13 protein-coding genes are annotated in these 16,190 nt (G+C 69.6%); 7 read left to right on the plus strand and 6 right to left on the minus strand.

Features of this window, described 5'->3' with window-relative positions; translation table 11 throughout:
* The first annotated feature begins 119 nt into the window (after window positions 1-119).
* Genes VGR67_03250 through VGR67_03260 form a run of 3 tightly spaced genes read left to right on the plus strand, consistent with a single transcriptional unit; the run spans window position 120 to window position 3,962 of the window.
* Window positions 120-761: a (2Fe-2S)-binding protein gene (locus tag VGR67_03250; GenBank protein ID HEV8335412.1), complete on the plus strand. Its 642-nt coding sequence runs from the start codon at window positions 120-122 to the stop codon at window positions 759-761.
* Window positions 762-777: 16 nt separating this feature from the next.
* Entirely contained in the window at window positions 778-2,985 is a 2,208-nt protein-coding gene (locus tag VGR67_03255) for a xanthine dehydrogenase family protein molybdopterin-binding subunit (protein ID HEV8335413.1), read from the plus strand.
* Window positions 2,982-3,962: a xanthine dehydrogenase family protein subunit M gene (locus VGR67_03260; GenBank protein ID HEV8335414.1), complete on the plus strand. Its 981-nt coding sequence runs from the start codon at window positions 2,982-2,984 to the stop codon at window positions 3,960-3,962. The genes VGR67_03255 and VGR67_03260 overlap by 4 nt, the downstream gene beginning before the upstream one ends.
* 133 nt (window positions 3,963-4,095) lie before the next feature.
* Here the strand turns inward: VGR67_03260 and VGR67_03265 are convergent, their stop codons facing one another.
* Window positions 4,096-6,765 (minus strand): fused MFS/spermidine synthase, encoded by a 2,670-nt coding sequence (locus VGR67_03265; GenBank protein ID HEV8335415.1) that lies wholly within the window; start codon window positions 6,763-6,765, stop codon window positions 4,096-4,098.
* Window positions 6,762-7,823, minus strand: a complete 1,062-nt coding sequence (locus tag VGR67_03270; GenBank protein HEV8335416.1) for a hypothetical protein — start codon at window positions 7,821-7,823, stop codon at window positions 6,762-6,764. Before VGR67_03270 ends, VGR67_03265 begins: the two co-directional genes overlap by 4 nt.
* Window positions 7,824-7,972: 149 nt before the next feature.
* Between VGR67_03270 and VGR67_03275 the strand changes: the two genes are divergently transcribed.
* Window positions 7,973-8,632 (plus strand): DUF1054 family protein, encoded by a 660-nt coding sequence (locus tag VGR67_03275; protein HEV8335417.1) that lies wholly within the window; start codon window positions 7,973-7,975, stop codon window positions 8,630-8,632.
* A gap of 9 nt (window positions 8,633-8,641) precedes the next feature.
* On the opposite strand, the gene VGR67_03280 is transcribed toward VGR67_03275, so the two are convergent.
* The 3 genes from VGR67_03280 to VGR67_03290 are packed head-to-tail and all read right to left on the minus strand — an operon-like array spanning window position 8,642 to window position 10,073.
* Entirely contained in the window at window positions 8,642-8,956 is a 315-nt protein-coding gene (locus VGR67_03280; GenBank protein HEV8335418.1) for a hypothetical protein, read from the minus strand.
* Between the two features lie 11 nt (window positions 8,957-8,967).
* Entirely contained in the window at window positions 8,968-9,507 is a 540-nt protein-coding gene (locus tag VGR67_03285; GenBank protein HEV8335419.1) for a TlpA disulfide reductase family protein, read from the minus strand.
* Entirely contained in the window at window positions 9,504-10,073 is a 570-nt protein-coding gene (locus VGR67_03290; protein ID HEV8335420.1) for a heavy metal-associated domain-containing protein, read from the minus strand. The genes VGR67_03285 and VGR67_03290 overlap by 4 nt, the downstream gene beginning before the upstream one ends.
* A 252-nt stretch (window positions 10,074-10,325) precedes the next feature.
* On the opposite strand from VGR67_03290, the gene VGR67_03295 reads away from it, so the two are divergent.
* From VGR67_03295 to VGR67_03305, 3 genes are read left to right on the plus strand one after another with little or no spacing between them, the layout of a single operon-like run.
* Window positions 10,326-12,350, plus strand: a complete 2,025-nt coding sequence (locus VGR67_03295) for a tetratricopeptide repeat protein (protein ID HEV8335421.1) — start codon at window positions 10,326-10,328, stop codon at window positions 12,348-12,350.
* Complete coding sequence (locus VGR67_03300; GenBank protein ID HEV8335422.1) at window positions 12,347-13,927, plus strand: flippase activity-associated protein Agl23; 1,581 nt, start codon at window positions 12,347-12,349, stop codon at window positions 13,925-13,927. Before VGR67_03295 ends, VGR67_03300 begins: the two co-directional genes overlap by 4 nt.
* Before the next feature lie 48 nt (window positions 13,928-13,975).
* Window positions 13,976-15,214 carry a PP2C family protein-serine/threonine phosphatase gene (locus VGR67_03305; protein HEV8335423.1) on the plus strand — a complete coding sequence of 413 codons (1,239 nt, stop codon included), beginning with the start codon at window positions 13,976-13,978 and terminating at the stop codon, window positions 15,212-15,214.
* 7 nt (window positions 15,215-15,221) lie between these two features.
* On the opposite strand, the gene VGR67_03310 is transcribed toward VGR67_03305, so the two are convergent.
* Window positions 15,222-16,175 carry an MBL fold metallo-hydrolase gene (locus VGR67_03310; GenBank protein HEV8335424.1) on the minus strand — a complete coding sequence of 318 codons (954 nt, stop codon included), beginning with the start codon at window positions 16,173-16,175 and terminating at the stop codon, window positions 15,222-15,224.
* Window positions 16,176-16,190 lie beyond the last annotated feature (15 nt).

Consider the following 16,190-nt stretch of genomic DNA (forward strand, 5'->3'; position numbering starts at 1 on the left):
CCGTCTCGAAACCTTGTCTCCCCCCCGGCGTATTGTCGGTAGGCGGCGTCCGGAGCATTTGACTTGTCCGGGCACCCGATCTCCAATGGGCGGCGCCCCACGCCGCGCAGGAGCCGAGGATGACGGCACCCGATCGCGCCAGGACTTCTCCGGGGCGCGGCACAACCCGCCGCGAATTCTTGACCGGCGTCACCGGCGCGCTGACCGCGGCGGCGATGGCCGGAGGGAAGCTTCTCGGATCCGCGGAGGAGGGAGCCACGGCGAAACCGATTCGGGGACCGGGCAAGACGAAGATCACCCTCGAGGTGAACGGGCGGCGGCGCGAGCTCTCCGTGGAGCCGAGAACCACGTTGCTGGCGGCGCTGCGCGACGAGCTGCGGCTGACCGGCACCAAGAGCGTCTGCGAGCTGGGGCAGTGCGGCGCCTGCACGATCCTTCTCGGCCAAACGGCGCGCTACGCCTGCCTGACGCTCGCCGTCCAGGCGGACGGCAGAAGCGTCACCACGATCGAGGGTCTCGCCTCCCCCGCCGGCGATCTCCATCCGCTGCAGGCGGCGTTCGTGGAGACCGACGGCCTGCAATGCGGCTTCTGCACGCCCGGGCAGGTGATGGCCGCGGCGGCGCTGCTGCGGCGCCGGCCCGATCCCAAGCCGGAGGAGATCCGCGCGGCGCTCGCGGGGAACACCTGCCGGTGCGCCGCCTATCCGAAGATCTTCGAAGCGGTGGCTCTGGCCGCCTCGCGGCTCAAGCCGCGACCCTGAGCCACGGAGAGGGCCCTTGTCCCGAAAAACGCGCATCCGCCTCGGCATGCCCGGCCGTTTCAAGGAGGCGGAGGTATCGCTACCCGATCGCGAGCCCGATCCGTGGGACATCGAGGCCGATCTCCGGGTCGTCGGCCGGCGGATCCCCCGCGTCGACGGGCCCGACAAAGTCTCGGGCCGCGCCCGCTACACCTTCGATCTGCAAATCCCCGGGATGCTCCACGGGGCCATCCTGCGCTGTCCCCTGCCGCACGCCCGTCTGAAGCGGATCGACACGGCGCTTGCCGAGACCCATCCAGGCGTGCGCGCCGTCCTCGTTCTCGAGGCGAAGGAATATCCCTACGCCGGATGCGAGGTGGCGGCCGTCGCGGCCGACACGCTCGCGGCGGCCGAGGAGGCGCTGCGGCGGATCAAGGTGGAATACGAGCCGCTCCCCTTCGTCACCGATCCCGATCGGGCCCGCCAGCCGGGCGCTCCGGCGGTGCGTCCCTCCGGCAACGTGGAGCCGACCGTGTCGACCCGCCGCGGCGACGTGGAAGCCGCCTGGCGCTCCTCGGATGCGGTGGTGGAGGCCGTCTTCCGGACCCCGGTCGCGCTGCACGCCTGTCTCGAAGGGCACGGGAGCCTGGCGAAGTGGGACGGCGACCAGGTCACGCTCTGGGATTCGACGCAGGCGGTGTTCGACGTGCGCGATTCGCTGGCGAAGGCGCTCGGCATTCCCGCCGACAAGGTCCGCGTCATCAAGGACCACGCGGGCGGAGGGTTCGGAAGCAAGCTGCAGATGCGCTCCTATTCCCCCATCGCGGCGCGGCTGGCCCGAAAGGCGGGCGCCCCCGTCCGCCTCCTGCTGAATCGCCGCGACGACTTCCTGGCGACGGGGAACCGTCACTCCTCGGTGCAGACGGTCAAGATCGCCGGGAAAAAGGACGGGACTCTGACCGCGCTGTCGTGGAAGAGCTACGGCACCGGAGGAACGGAGGGCGGGGCCCAGACGTCCGGCCCGATCCCCGACCTCTACCGTTTCCCGAGCCTCCGGATCGAGGAGGAGGACGTCTTCACCCACGCCGGACCGGCCTGTCCCATGCGCGCCCCCGGTCACGTCCAGGGAATGATCGGCCTGGAGGGGGCGATCGACGAGCTGAGCGAGAAACTCGGCCTGGACCCGCTCGAGGTGCGGATCAAGAACGATCCGAGCGACCTTCGGCGGGAAGAGTTCAAGCTGGGAGCCGCGCGCTTCGGCTGGAAGAGCCGCCGTCCTTCCGGGACCTCACCCGGGCCGCGCAAGCGCGGCATGGGGGTGGCGGGATCGACCTGGGACGGCAGCGGCATCCCCGGCCCGCGGGTCGAAATCAAGCTCCACGCCCGCGGCGGCGTCGATCTCTATTGCGGCACCCAGGACATCGGGACCGGCACCCGGACGCTGCTGGCGCAGGTCGCGGCCGAGGAGCTGGGGCTCCGCGTGGACGACGTCTCCGTCCATCTCGGCGATTCCTATTTCCCTTATTCCATCCTCAGCGGCGGAAGCCTGACCGCCGCCTCCGTCACGCCCGCCGCCCGTTCGGCGGCGGCGGACGCGCGGCGCGCGCTGCTCGATCGGGCGGCTGCGGTTCTGGGCGTCCGCGCCGAGGACCTGAAGACTTCACGCCGGCGGGTCGCCGCTCCGGGCGGCAAGGTGATCGCGTGGGAGGAAGTCCTGCGCCAGGTCCCCGGAGGGACCCTCGCGGGCGTTGGGGAGCGCGCCCCGAACTTCTCCGGGTACCACCGGGGAACGGCAGGGTGCCAGTTCGTGGAAGCGGAGGTGGACGTGGAGACCGGGCAGGTGCGCGTGCTGCGCGTCGTGGCGGTCCACGATTCCGGCCGGGTGGTCAATCCGCTTCTCTGGGAGAGCCAGGTGAACGGGGGGATTCTCCAGGGAATCTCGTTCGCGCTGCTCGAGGAGCGGGTCATGGACCATCGTTTCGGGAAGGTGCTGAACCCGAACCTCGAGGCGTACAAGGTGATCGGCGCCCTGGAAGTCCCGGAAATCGAGATCCATCCCTTCCCGGTGGCGGCGGGCTTTAACAACACCCAGGTGATGGGAATCGGGGAGCCGGCGATCATCCCCACGGCCGCCGCCGTGGCCAACGCCGTGGCCAACGCCCTCGGCCTCCGGATCTACGATCTCCCGCTGACTCCCGACAAGATTCTGGACGCCCTCGAGGCCGCGGCCGCGAGGCGGACATGAAGGCCTTCGAGTACGCCAGCGCGCGGAGCCTGAAGCAGGCGGTTTCGCTCCTCCGGGAGAAAGCGGGGAAAGCGCAGGTCCTCGCGGGCGGCACCGATCTCATCCCCCAGATGAAGGAGCGGATCGCCGAGCCGGAGCGGCTGGTCGACCTCCAGGGCGTTCCCGGCCTGAACCGGATCGACAGCGACGGAGGAGAATTGCGCCTGGGAGCGCTCGTCTCGCTCGCCGAGATCGCGGAGCATCCGGAGATCGCCTCGAGCTGGCGCGCTCTTTCGCAAGGGGCGGGGGCCGCCGCGTCCCCGCAGATCCGGAACGCCGGGACGCTCGGCGGCAACCTGTGCCAGCGCCCGCGCTGCTGGTATTACCGCAGCGAGGACTTTCTCTGCCGGAAGAAGGGGGGCGACACCTGCTTCGCCCTGGAGGGCGAGAACAAGTATCACGCCATCTTCGGGGGGGACGAATGCCGGATCGTCCATCCCTCCGACACGGCCCCGGCTCTCGTGGCCTTCGGATCCACGGCGGCGATCCAGTCGCCGTCCGGCGAGCGGCGCCTGCCGCTTGCCGAGTTCTTCGCCATGCCCTCGGCCGACGTGACGCGCGAGAACGTCCTGAAGGATGACGAGATTCTCTCGGCGATCCAGGTCCCTAAGCCCTTGGCGGGGACACGCAGCGCCTACCTGAAAATCCGCGAGAAGGCCTCCTTCGACTTCGCGCTTGTCTCCTGCGCCGCGGTCCTGACGTTCGCAGGGCCGACCTGCGAGCGCGCCCGCATCGTGCTCGGCGGCGTGGCGCCCGTCCCGTGGCGATGCCGCGAGGCGGAAGAGATCCTGGCGGGCCGCGCCCTCGATCCGGCGCGCCTCGCGCGCTGCGCCGAGGCGGCGCTCGCCGGCGCCGCCCCCCTCTCCAAGAACCGTTATAAGGTCGCTCTCGCCAAGGCCGCCGTCCGCCGCGTCCTGGCCGGGCTCCGGGAAGCCTGACCCCTCGCCGCGCCCGGATCGCAAGGCACGGTATGCGTGCCGTGGCTCCAGGGCGGTACGCAAGCCCGGCGCGACCCGGCGAGCCGGGATGCATCGGCGACCTCGGTGTTAACATGATTTCCGAAACGCAACACTAGTCGTCGCCCCCGGGGCCCACCCGGTTCAGACGGCGCAGAAAGATCGACTCGGGATGGAGGCCGAGCGCCGCGGCATATTCCCGGCGCTTCCCTTCCAGGTCTCCCCGATCCCCCGCCACCGCGCCGAGCAGCAGCCGCTGCATCGCCTGGAGGTGCCGCACCTCCGCGGCGCTCAAGGAGAGCGGCGCCCCGCCGCCGGCGGCCTCGAGCCACCGGGCCGGATTGATCCCATTCCGGAGGACGTCCTCCAGGTGTCCCGGATGCTCGACCAGATCGAACGCCGCGAAGTATTCGATGGTGGGGCGATCGTCGGTGATCGATCGGGCGTCCCGGACGTAGGCGGCGAGGGCCGGGGCGTCGAGGAGGAGCGAGCCGAGAAGGGCCCCGAGATCGGGGACGTCGATCGACGCCAGATCGGCCGCGACGCGCGGCGCCGCCATGCGGGCGCGCAGCTCTGCGGCGCTGACCGGGACGGGAGCGACCGAGCCGACCAGGATCCCGTCCCGGGGCGTCGGCGCCCAGAACGTCGCCTCCGGAAAGACCTCGAGGAAGGAGCGCACGAGGTTGCGCATCTCCGGGACGCTGTGGCTGTGCATCGGGATCCACTGCGCCATCAGGCCCCCGTTCCGGATTCGGGAGCGGCACAGGCGGTAGAAATCCTCGGAGTAGAGGTTGACGACGCCGGCGAACCGCGGCGGCGGCGGCTCCAGGGTGATGAGGTCGTAGCGCTCCGTGGTGATCAGGAGATGCTCGCGGCCGTCGCCCAGGATGATCCTCCCTTTCGGGTCGTCGCGGGCTCCGCCGTTGTCCCGCGCGAAGAGCGAGCCGGCCCGGAGCACCTCGGGGGACAGCTCGGCGCAGTCGACCCGCTCGATCCGCGCGTCCAGCATCATGGCGCCGAAGGTCATCCCGCTGCCGAAGCCGATGACCAGCCCGGTTCTCGGCCGGGGATGGAGCAACGCCGGGAGATGCCCCAGAAGACGGTGGTAGCGCCGGCCGCTCTGGGTGGTTCCCGCGTAGGAAGTGCCGTTGAAATAGAGCTTCCGATAGGAGTTCCCCTCCACTCCCCGCCGTTCGTAGACTTCCACCAATCCGGCCGCCCCTTCGGCGAACAGCAGATTGCGCCCGGGGCGCGACGCGATGATCCGCGATCGGATCAGTCCGGAGGGAAGGAGCAGGCCTCCCAGGGCGACGAGCGCGGCGGCCGAAAGCGCCAGGGCGCGGCGCGAGCGCCGGGCCCCTCCGGCGCCGCGAACTGCCAGCAGCGGCAGCGCCGCGCACGCCAGGTTCAAGATGGAGATCAGCCGCAGACTCTCCAGGGTGCCGAAGCGCGGGATCAGGAGGAAGCCGGTGACCGCGGCCCCCGCCACGCATCCCGCGGTGTTCGCCGCATACAAGGCTCCCACCCCGCTGCCGGCGCGCGCCGGAATCACGAAGAGCCTGCCGGCGAGCGGGAACAGGATCCCCATAAGCGTCGAGGGGACGATCAGGACCATGACGGACGCGAAGATCCAGGCCAGCGTCCATTCGCCCCAGGAATACTCCCCCGATCCGAGGGACTTCGAGACCGCTTCGGGCAGCGACGCCGCGCGGGTCAGCAGGGGAATCGAAAGAAGGCCCCAGGCGCCGACGGCGATCTCGAGGGCCGCGAACCCGAGCAGCCCGGCGACGCCGCGTGGATCGAGGAAGCGGTGGAAGATCCAGCTCCCCAGGACGATCCCGAGAAGAAACGTGGCGAGCATGAGGGTGAAGGAATAGACGAAGCCGCTGCGGAGAAAGATGTTCAGAGAGCGGGTCCAGAGGATCTCGAAGGAGAGCGCCGCGAAGCCGGAGAGGGCGAAGACGCCGAGCAGGACGGCGCGCCCGCGCCGATCGAGAGCTCCGGCCTCCCCCGGCGAGCGCCCGCCGCGGGGCATTTCTCCGGAGCGCCCCGGATGATCCCGGCCGGGGGCGCCGCCCGCCTCCGCGGCGTCGAGCGTCCAGGCCGCGGCGGCCGCCAGCAGATTGAGGAGGACGGCGACCAGGAGCGTCCCGGTGAGCCCCAGTCGCTCGATGAGGACGAACCCCGCCAAGAGCGTGCCGGCGGCGCCGCCCAAGGTGTTCACGGCGTACAAGCCGGCCAGGCTCGCGGGCAGCGTCTCGCCGCGCGCAACCTCGCGCTGGCAGAGAATCGGCAGCGTTCCGCCCATCAGCAGGGTCGGCGGCAGAAGGGCGAGAAAGCAGATCACGATCCGGACGAGCCGGACGGCCGCAAGCGATGCGCCGAGGTGCCGGTGCAGCCCGGCGTAGGCGCTTTCGAGCCCGGGAAGAACCAGGTGAAGCGCCAGGGCGCCGGCGGCGACGCCCAGCTCCAGGGCGGCATACGCGCGTAGCGGCCGGCTCCATTGGGCCGCCTTCCTGCCGAACAGGAGGCTGCCCAGCGCCAGACCGCAAAGAAACGCCGCGAGGACGATGCTCAGGCTGAAGGTGCTCACGCCGACGACCAGGGTGAGACGCTTGGTCCAGATGACTTCGTAGACCAAGGCGCTCGCCCCGGAGAGGGCGAACAGGAAACGGACCATCCTGCGGTGAGTCGGAGCGTCGTCGTGGAGGGGGAAGGGGCCCCGGGCGCCTTTCCCGGCGGGCCGGGCCGCCCGGTCTCCGGCCGCCGGGGGGCCCGATTTCAAAGGTCGGGCTCCCGTGTCGGGCGTAACGGCGGGGCCGGAGCGCCTCCGGGGGGAGGGCCCGCGGCGGTCTCGGCCACCGCCGACGCCGCCCGCGGCGCGACCCCCGCCGCCAGAAGGGTGCGCTGGTGCTCCGTCCACGGCAGGAGGTTCTCCCGGATGATCTCGTAATCCGACTCCTCGTCCATGTCCAGGGAAAGGCCGCCGAACGGGGTGATCACCGCGGCGAAACCGCATCCCAGCATGGCGGAGGCGCTGCGCTCGACCGCGGCGAGATCGAGGGAGTTTCGCACCACGGAGGAGAACCAGGACCAGCCGTGCCGCTCGAGGACGGACGCCGCCTGGAAGCAGGCGACGTGGCAGGCGCCGCGGATCCCGCCCGGATTCCTCAGGAAGGAGCCGATGAGGCGGCCGACGCTCCACCATTGGGTCAGCTTGCGGGCCGAAAAGCCCTGTTGGAGGATTTCGAGGTTCCGGATGCGCCGCGGGCGCGCCAGGTGGATGTTCGCCAGGCGGAGCCGCTGGTGCTTCAGCTCCATGTAGGGACGGCGTATTCCCCGCCGCGAGGTGCGGGGATAGAAGGGGGCGAGGGCCGCCTCGTCGGCGAGCCCGGGGAGGAAATCGAACGTCGCGCCACGCTCCTCTTCCAGCATGAAGCACCGTTCGACGTAGTCATCGATCGCTTCGCTGACGGCCAGCGGAATGTCGGAGGTGAGGAAGAGGTAAGGGCGCCGTTCCAGCTCGGCGGAAGTCAGGCCGATCGCCGACTCCTCCGCCGCGGCGAACGCCTTCCAGGCGTTGTCGAGCATCCGCCCCGACTCGGGGACGATCCGCTGGCCCCAGCGCTCCGGCGGCACCCGCCGCCGCAGCTCGACCTCCGGGCCCACCACGAAGATCCGCCCGACTCGGCGCGCGGCTCCCAGCGCCTCCAGGATCAGCTCCAGGCAGATCCGCTCTCCCAGCGGCAGGAAGGCCTTGTTCTGGCCGGCGATCAGTCTTCGCTTGTCCTGATGCGTGCCGGCCAGAACGATCGCGTCCACCTTGACAGGCGACTGCGGCACGTTTTTCCCCGAAGGAAAGGAATGCGGAGGGGCCTAGGCTCTGCCCCATCGTACCGAAGTCGGGGGAATCATTCAACCGGCGCGGGGCGCCGCGGACCGGCTCATGCTGCACTATAATCGTCCGGAGCCGATCTCCGTGGACTTCTCCCATGACCGCCTCGTTCCGGTTTCCCGGCTTCTCTCCTGAGGATTTCGCCGCTTTCCGGATTGCCGACCGCGCGCGCCGCCGCGAGGAGATTCTCCGGCTCCTCCACCCGAAGCTGTCGGCGCTCGGCGAGGACATCCTGGCCGATTTCCGCCGGCGCGGGATCGAGGGGCTTCACCCGCACCTTCCCCAGCTGAACTGGCCGCCGGGCTACCAGCCCTTCTGCACCTGGCTCGCCCTCTCCTCGCACCCGCATCGTTACCAGCAGCTCGCCCAGCTCAACGTCGGGATTCACCAGCCCTACGTTGCGGTGCGGCTGGGATTCGACACCGCCGGGGAAGGCTTCGGCCGCTTCCTCTTCCTCATGTCGCATGGCGACCTCCCGCGGGTCCTCGCCCGGATCGCGGTCCCCGCCGGGCTGCGCTGCCGGGTCTACCGCACGGCCCCCTGGCCGGAAGGGTCGCGGGCGGTCTTCGATTCCGGAGAGGACTTCCTCAAAGGAGTGCAGGCGGCCGAGCGCGCCGGGGGGAACTGGCTGGAGGTGGGGAAGATCTTCACGCGGCGGGACTTCGGATCGGCGCTGGCGCGCGCCGATTTCGCGGCGACGGCCGCCGGCATCCTGCTGACGCTGTATCCGATTTTCAGACGGCTGGCGGGGCCGTGAGCGGAAACCTCAGTGGATCGTCTCCTCGTCCTCGCGGACTTCCGTCTCCTCGAGGTACTCGCTCATGAACTCCTTGAACGAGGCGAGCGCCTCGTCCACTTTGCTGCTGAGCTCGCGGGCCACCCGGCGCTTCTCGGTGAAAGGGAGGGAGCCGAAGCGCTCGTAGCGCGCCACCCGCTCCGGCAGGAGCTTGATCCGCTCCGAGAGCATGTCGAGGAACTTCACGATCTCCTCGCGGCTCATCTCCCCCTTGATGATCCGCTCCTTGACCACGGACATCACCTTGAGGAGGGCCTCGTCGAGCTCCCGGAGACGGTCGTCCAAGGGAATCTCTCCTACCGGGCGGCGAGCAGCGACCGGATGTCCCCTTCCAGGGTCTCCCGGTCGACCGGGCCGACGTAACTTTGGAAGACGCGCCCCTGGCGGTCCAGGACGAAAGTCGTCGGCAGTCCGGCCACGCCGCCGAAGGCCTCCTCGGCGTCGCGGCTGCTCATCAGCGAGGTGTATTCGATGTGAACCTCCTGGTCGAAGGCCGCCAGCACTTTCGGATTCTCGTCGACCGAGACTCCCAGGATGTTCACCCCTTGTTCCTTGTACTTGCGGTGCAGCGCGTTCAGCGAAGGGATCGCCTCCCGGCACGGGGGACACCACGTGGCCCAGAAATCGACGACGCGGATGCTCCCGTCGAACTTCTTCAGATCCACCGGGGCACCGCCGGGCGTCGGCAGCGAGAAGTTCAGGCGGATCTCCTTCGACGACGAAGAAGCCGGCGAGGCGGGGGCGGTGGCTCCGCCCGAGCACCGGAACGAGCCGAGCGCCGCGACCAGAGCGACGAGCGCCAAGAAGTTGGACTGGGAGCGCCGGGGTAGATTCATCGTGGGCTGACCTCGTAGCTCAGGACGGAAAGGGTGGCGGGCAGATGCTCCGGCTGCGCGTGCAGCCGGGCGGTCAGCGCCACCCGCGGGGCGCCGGAGGGAGGGAGCTTCGACAGGAGCCGCCGGAGCTCCTCGCCTTCCAGGAGATCGAACTCCTGATCGTTTCCCAGGACGTGGAACATCAGCCGGTCCCGGGGTCCGTGCTGGATCGTGCCTACGGCCCGGACGATCACCGGCTCGGGAACGATTTGAAAGCCCCATCTCTCCACTCGCGTTCGAATCCCTTGAAAGTCCAGGGAGTGTCCCGGCATCGCCGCGATCTTCACCCGGCCGCTTTCGAGATCGGCCTCGACGCTTCCCACGCCCGGCAGCCGGACGAGCGATTCCCGGATGCCGCGCGCGCAGAGAGGACACTTCATCCCCTCGACGACCAAATCGACCTCGCGCACGGCCGCCGAGGCGAGCGAGAAGGCGCCGGCGAAGCCCAGACCGAGGAAAAAATGCTTGCGAATCAGGATAACGGCCGACTCCCGCCCGGAAAGGGGCGCGAACCGGGCTGCAGGCATTCTAATGGAAGGCCTCTCCCGATTCAATTACGGCGGGCGCCGGAGCGGTGTACACTGTCGCTCTTTTTTGCGCTTTCTCGCCGCGCCGACCGCCGTCTTCGGGGAGGAAATCTGGGGAAGAAGAGCCGCGCCCGCCAAGCCCATAAGGGACCCGCCGGGCGGCCGGCCGCGGCTGGCGGGGCCGCGGCGCCGGTTTTCTCCGCGCGCTCCGAAAGGCGGCTCGTCAGCTCGATCCTTTTCGCGGCCCTGCTGATGCGCCTGCTCTACCTTTTCGAGTACCGCGCCCGGAGCATCTTCTACGGCCGTCTGATGCTGGACGCGCAGGTCTACGACCTCTGGGCCGGGCGGATCGCGGCGGGAGAATGGCTCGCCGGTCCCGCCTTCTACCACGCTCCTCTTTATCCCTACCTGCTGGCGTTCTTCTTCAGGATCCTGGGACACCACTATCTCCCCGTCTACCTCTTCCAGATCGGGCTGGGGATCGGCGTCCTCTACCTGGTGATCCGGATCGGCCGGCAGTGCGCCTCCGCCGGCGCCGGAATCCTGGCGGGCGCGCTGCTCGTCCTTTATGCCCCGCTTCCCTTCTTCGAGACCAAGCTCATGTCGACGAGTCTCGGCGTGGCACTCTCCGTCGCCTCGCTGGCTCTGCTGGCCGACGCCTGGCGGAAGGGCGGCGCGACACGCTGGCTGGCCGCGGGGGTGTCGGTCGGGCTGGCGGCGCTGGCCCATCCGGCGTCGCTTCTTCTCGCGCCGGTCTTCGCCGGCGCGCTCCTGTTCCGAGCGGGGGGCCTGCGGCCGGCCGGAGCCCTCGCCGCCGGGACGATCCTGGCGCTGGCGCCCGCCACTCTCCACAACTTTCGCTCCGGGGGCGGCTTCCTCCCGATCTCCTCGCAGGGCGGAATCACGTTCCTGCAAGGCAACCTGCCCGCCTCGCGCGGACTCTACCGCCCGGTGGAGGGCTTCACCGGCTCGCCGCTCTCCCAGGAGGCCGAGGAGAAGGCGATCGCCGAGAAGGCGGTCGGGCGGAAGCTTTCGGCCTCCGAAGTCTCGGGCTACTGGTTTCGCCAGGGGCTGGACGTCATCCGCGATCATCCCGGAGAGTTCCTCGGCCTCTTGCAGCTGAAACTGCTGCGCTGGCTTTCGAGCTACGAATACTCGACCGAATACAGCCTCGCCCTCGAGCGCCGGCAGGTGTCCGTCTTGTGGCTCTTCTTCGTCCCCTTCGGATTCCTGGCGGCCGGGGCGGCGGCCGGCGCCTGGATGGCGCGGCGAGAGATCGCCCGTCTCGCTCCCGTCTATCTCTACCTGCTGGCGACCGCGGCTCCTCCCCTGCTCTTCTACGTCTCCTCGCGCTACAGGATCGCGGTCGTCCCGGCCCTGGCGATCCTCGCCGGCATCGCCGCCGAGAGGATCGGCGCGCGGCTGCGGCAAGGGGCGCTGCTCGACGCCCTGCCGGCGGCCCTGGCCGTCGCAGCTGCCGGAGCCTTGACCTTGATCCCTTACGGCCGGGATCACCTCTTCCAGGAAGCCAACGTCCATTACAACCAGGGGAACCTCTACTACGACCTCGCGGATTACGATCGGGCGATCGAGGAATACCGGCAGGCTCTCGCCGTGAGCGATTTCGAGTTCTACCGAATCAACCTCGGAAACGCGCTGACCCGGAAGGGGCGTTTCGAGGAGGCGATCGACCAGTACCGGCAGGTGACGCTCCGGAAACCGCGCTTCGCCAAGGCCTACATCCAATGGGCCAAGACGCTCGCGGAGCAAGGCAGGACGGAAGAGGCCCTGGAGCAGTACCGGAAGGCGCTCTCCTTGGGGACGGCGAGTCCGGATCTCGAGGCGAAGCTGCGGCAAGCCGGCGTCTCGCAAGGCGCCGGCGACGTCGACGCCGCCCGCCGGGCCGTCGCGGCGGAGCCCGGCAGCGCCAGCCTGCGCAACACGCTCGGGATCGTTCTTCAGAAGAAAGGGAGCTTCGACGAGGCCGAGAAGGAGTACCGCGCCGCGGCGGCGCTCGATCCTTCCTATGAGAAGCCGCACTTCAACCTCGGGCTCCTGCTGGAGGCGCGCGGCAAGACGGCGGAGGCGCTGGGCGAGTTCGAAACGGCCGCCCGGCTGAATCCCGGCTACGCGCGGGCCCACGTCAAGGCGGGGGAGCTGCTCCTGGCGCGGGGAGACCGCAAAGCGGCGCGCCGCCACCTCGACGCGGCGCTGGCCGCCGAGCCCGGGAACGCCGACGCGGCGGCGCTGAAGAGGCGGCTCGAGGAACGGCCTTGACGGTCGCCGAACGGCGCGCCGCCCCCCGCCCCGCCCGCGGCGCGCCCTGGATCTTCGCGGCGCTCCTGGCGGCGGGATGCCTCCTGCGGCTCGCCGATCTCGAGAACCGGCCGCTGCACGGCGACGAGGCGGTGGGAGCGCTCCTCTCCGCTCAATTCCGCGACAGCGGCTCCCTCCTCTACGAATCGTCCAATCGCCACGGTCCCTTCCAATACTTCGCCGGAGGAGCCGCCCTGGCCGTGGGCGGCGATTCGACCTTCTGGATCCGCTTCCCCTTCGCCCTGGCGGGGTGCCTTCTGCCGCTCGCCCTCCTTCCCCTCCGGCGGCAGCTCACCGATCCCGGTTGGATTCTGGCGGCCGGGCTCCTGATCTTCTCCCCCTCGTTCGTCTATTACTCGCGCTACGCCATCCAGGAGATCGATTTCGCGCTGGCGAGCGCCTTGTTCCTGGCGTGCGGCGCCGCATGCGCCGCCCGCGCCAGACCCGGCGTGATCGCCGGCTTCGTGCTCTCGGGCGCCTTGATGGTGACGATCAAAGAGACGTTCGTCGTCGTTTGGGGATGCGCCGCCATCGCCCTCGCGCTGGGAGCGGCGGCCGGCGGCCCCCGGTTCCGCGCCGCGGTTCGCCAGTTCGCCGCGGAGATTCTCCGCCGTCCCCGGATCCTGGCGGGCGTGCTCTTCGGCGGCGTCTTGATCGTCACCGCGGCCTACACCGATTTCTTCCGGAGCGGCGCTGGCCTGAAGAACCTCCTCCGCAACCTCGCGGAGATGATCGCGGTGGGAGCTTCCGGCAAGGACGCGGCGATCCTGCACGCCCATCCGCCCTCGTTCTACCTGGCGCTCCTCGGCCGCTACGAATGGCTGATCGTCTCTCTGGCCCTCGCCGGCGCCTGGCTCGCGCTGCGAACCGGTAGACCGCTCGCGCTCTTCCTGACGCTGGACGCGGCCGCCCTCACCGCGGTGCACCTGGCGCTTCCGTACAAGACGCCCTGGCTCCTGCTGACGCCGCTGCTGCCGATGGCAATCCTCGGCGGCGGCGCGGGAGCGCGGCTGCTCGCGGCGCTGCAGAAGGCCGGAGGCGCGCGGCTGGCGCTTCCCGCCGCCGCGCTCCTGGCGCTTCTCCCCCTGCCGCGCACGCTCCTGTTGAATTTCGTCCATCCCGCGGATCCCGTCGCCGAGCCGCTCGTCTATCACCAGACGGGCGAGGAGGCGATGCAGCTCGTCCGCGAGATCCGCGCGACGATCCCCCGCCTCGAGGCGGGCTCCTTTCCGCAGGCGATCGTCTGCCTTCCTTATCCCTGGCCGATCGCCTGGTACCTCAAGGACGAGCCCGGGGTCCTGTATCAGCGCACCGCGCTGCCCGCCGAGCCTCCTGAATCGCTGGCCGCTCTCCCGCTCCTGGTAACGCTCGACCGGGCCGACCCGAAATTCCTGAAGGTCTTCACCGGGCTCTCCCGCGTCCCGGCTTTCTCTCTTCCCGGCCACGTCAGCCGCTCCTACGTCCTGGTCCCGCCCGATTATGTCGTCGCGCGCCTTTGGGTCCGCTCCGACCTCGCCGCCCCCGCTCCCGGCCACTGACGGGCCCGTTTGACTTCGCCCCGAGGGTCCTTCAGGATGATGCCCCCTATGGACGAATCCAAGAAGTCAGCGTCTGCGCCGCCCGCGCCGATCCCGGGCACGGGACACAAAGCCTGGTACCGGAAACTCGAAAGAACTCTCGGCGCCATCGAGCGGTCCCACTCCGTCTCCCAGATGCTCTCGGAAGCGCTCGTCTCGATCGTGCGCGACTTTCAAGCCGAGCTGGGAGTGGTGGGCGGGCGCCTCTACGAGAGGAAGGGAGCGCGCTACGTCCTGACGCATCAGACCGGCAAGAGCCGGGCGCCCCTCGGCTACAAGATCCCGATCCATTACGCCCCCATCAAGGAGATGCTCCGGAGCGGCTATCTGCTGATGAGCGAGAGCGACCCGGGCTTCGATCCGCGCATCGAGGACGTGGTGGGGGTCAAGGTCTTCGCCGCCATCCTCGTCGGGGAGCATGACGAATACGTGATCTCGTTCACGCTCCGGGGCCAGATCCTCAAAGGCAGGACTTCCTACGCCTTGAACACCATCCGCCACGTGATCAACCTCAAGCTCAGGGAGCAGGCCCTTTTCGATCTGCTGCTCGAGGCCCGGGAGATCCAGGTCTCGTTGCTGCCGAAAACGCCTCCCAAGTTCGGCCGCTTCGACATCCACGGCCGCTCGGTGCCGGCCGAGGTGGTGGGCGGCGACCTCTACGATTTCCTCCCCGTCTCCGAAGAGACGCTGGGGCTGGCGATCGCCGACGCCTCGGGGCACGGCCTCCCTGCCGCCCTTCAGGCTCGGGACGTCATCATCGGGCTGCGCATGGGGATGGCGGAAGATCTCAAGATCGTCAAGACGCTGGAGAGGCTGAACCGGGTCATCCACCGCTCCGCCCTGGCGTCCAAGTTCGTCTCGCTTTTCTACGGCGAGCTGGACGCTCTCGGGAACTTCATCTACAGCAACTGCGGACATCCCGCCCCGCTGCTGCTGCACCGGAATCGCTTCCGGGAGCTGTCGGAGGGCGGGCCGGTCCTGGGTCCCAGCCTGGGCATTCGCTACATGCGCGGCTACGTCGCCCTGCGGCCGGGGGACGTCCTGATCCTGTATACCGACGGCGTCTCCGAAGCCATGGACGCGGCCGACGACGAATTCGGCGTCGGACGGATTCGCGACCTCGTGGTCGAGAACGCCGCGCGACCCGCCGCCGACATCGTGGACCGCATCTTCGTCGCCGTCCAGGACCACTCCCGCCTCAAGACGCCGCGCGACGATCAGACCGTCGTGGCCGTCCGGGCCCGCTAAGCGGGGCTCAAAGCTCGAGGCGCTCCCCCTCCTCGGCGACCCGGCATCCCGCCTTCTCGATGCGGCGCGCCGCGCCGCTGCCCGGATCGAGCGCCGGATTGGTGTGGTTGAGATGGATGAACCGCACCTTGGAGCGCTCGGCGGGAGGCAGCGCCGCCAGGATCGCCAGCGTCTCCACGATCGGAGGATGCGGCACCTGGGTCATGTCCCTTCCCGGCAGCTCGTCTCCGGCGAAGAAAGTCCCGTCCAGATAGGCGGCGTCGGAGCCCGCCAGAATCTCCTTCAAGGGAACGCTCGATTTCTCCCACCGATCGATGTCCGGGACGAAGGTGACGGTCCTCCGCGGCCCGCGGATCCTGAATCCGACCGTCTCGGTATATTCGTCGCGATGCGGGACCCGGAACGGGGTGATCCGGAGGCGCGCGTTGAGCGAAATCTCCTTGCCATCCTCGAGGGGCCGGAGGACGATGTTCCCGAGGCGGACGAGCTGGCTCCAGGGACCGGAGCCGCGCAGGAACTCGGCCATCCGGGGCATGGCGTAGACCGGAACTCCCCGGGCGTCCTGGACTTCGCGGCCGAGCTGCATCAATCCGGTGTAGTGGCCGATGTGCCCATGGGTCAGAGCGATTCCCGCCAGGGCCGGCGCGCCATGGACCGGAGCCGCCGCGTCGAGAAGGTGGATCTGCTCGCGGAAATCGGGCGTCGCGTCGAACAGCCAGCGCTCCGACGACTCGGGATCCACCAGCGCCAGCGAGGCCACCGAGCGGCGCCTCGATCGGTCGTTCCAGGCCCGGCGGCAGCATTCCCTTTGGCATCCCGCCTGCGGAAATCCGCCGTCCTGGGCGATTCCGAGGACGATGACGTAGGGCGCCTTGGCCGGCGCCCCGCCGGCCGGCGGCCCGAGCACCGCCAGAAGCGCCGCCAGCCCCAGGCAGAGTCCGGGCCACCCCCGCGCGCGCATCGCTCCTCCTTGCCT

It is taken from the genome of Candidatus Polarisedimenticolia bacterium (assembly GCA_036004685.1).
Lineage (GTDB): Bacteria > Acidobacteriota > Polarisedimenticolia > Gp22-AA2 > AA152 > DASYRE01.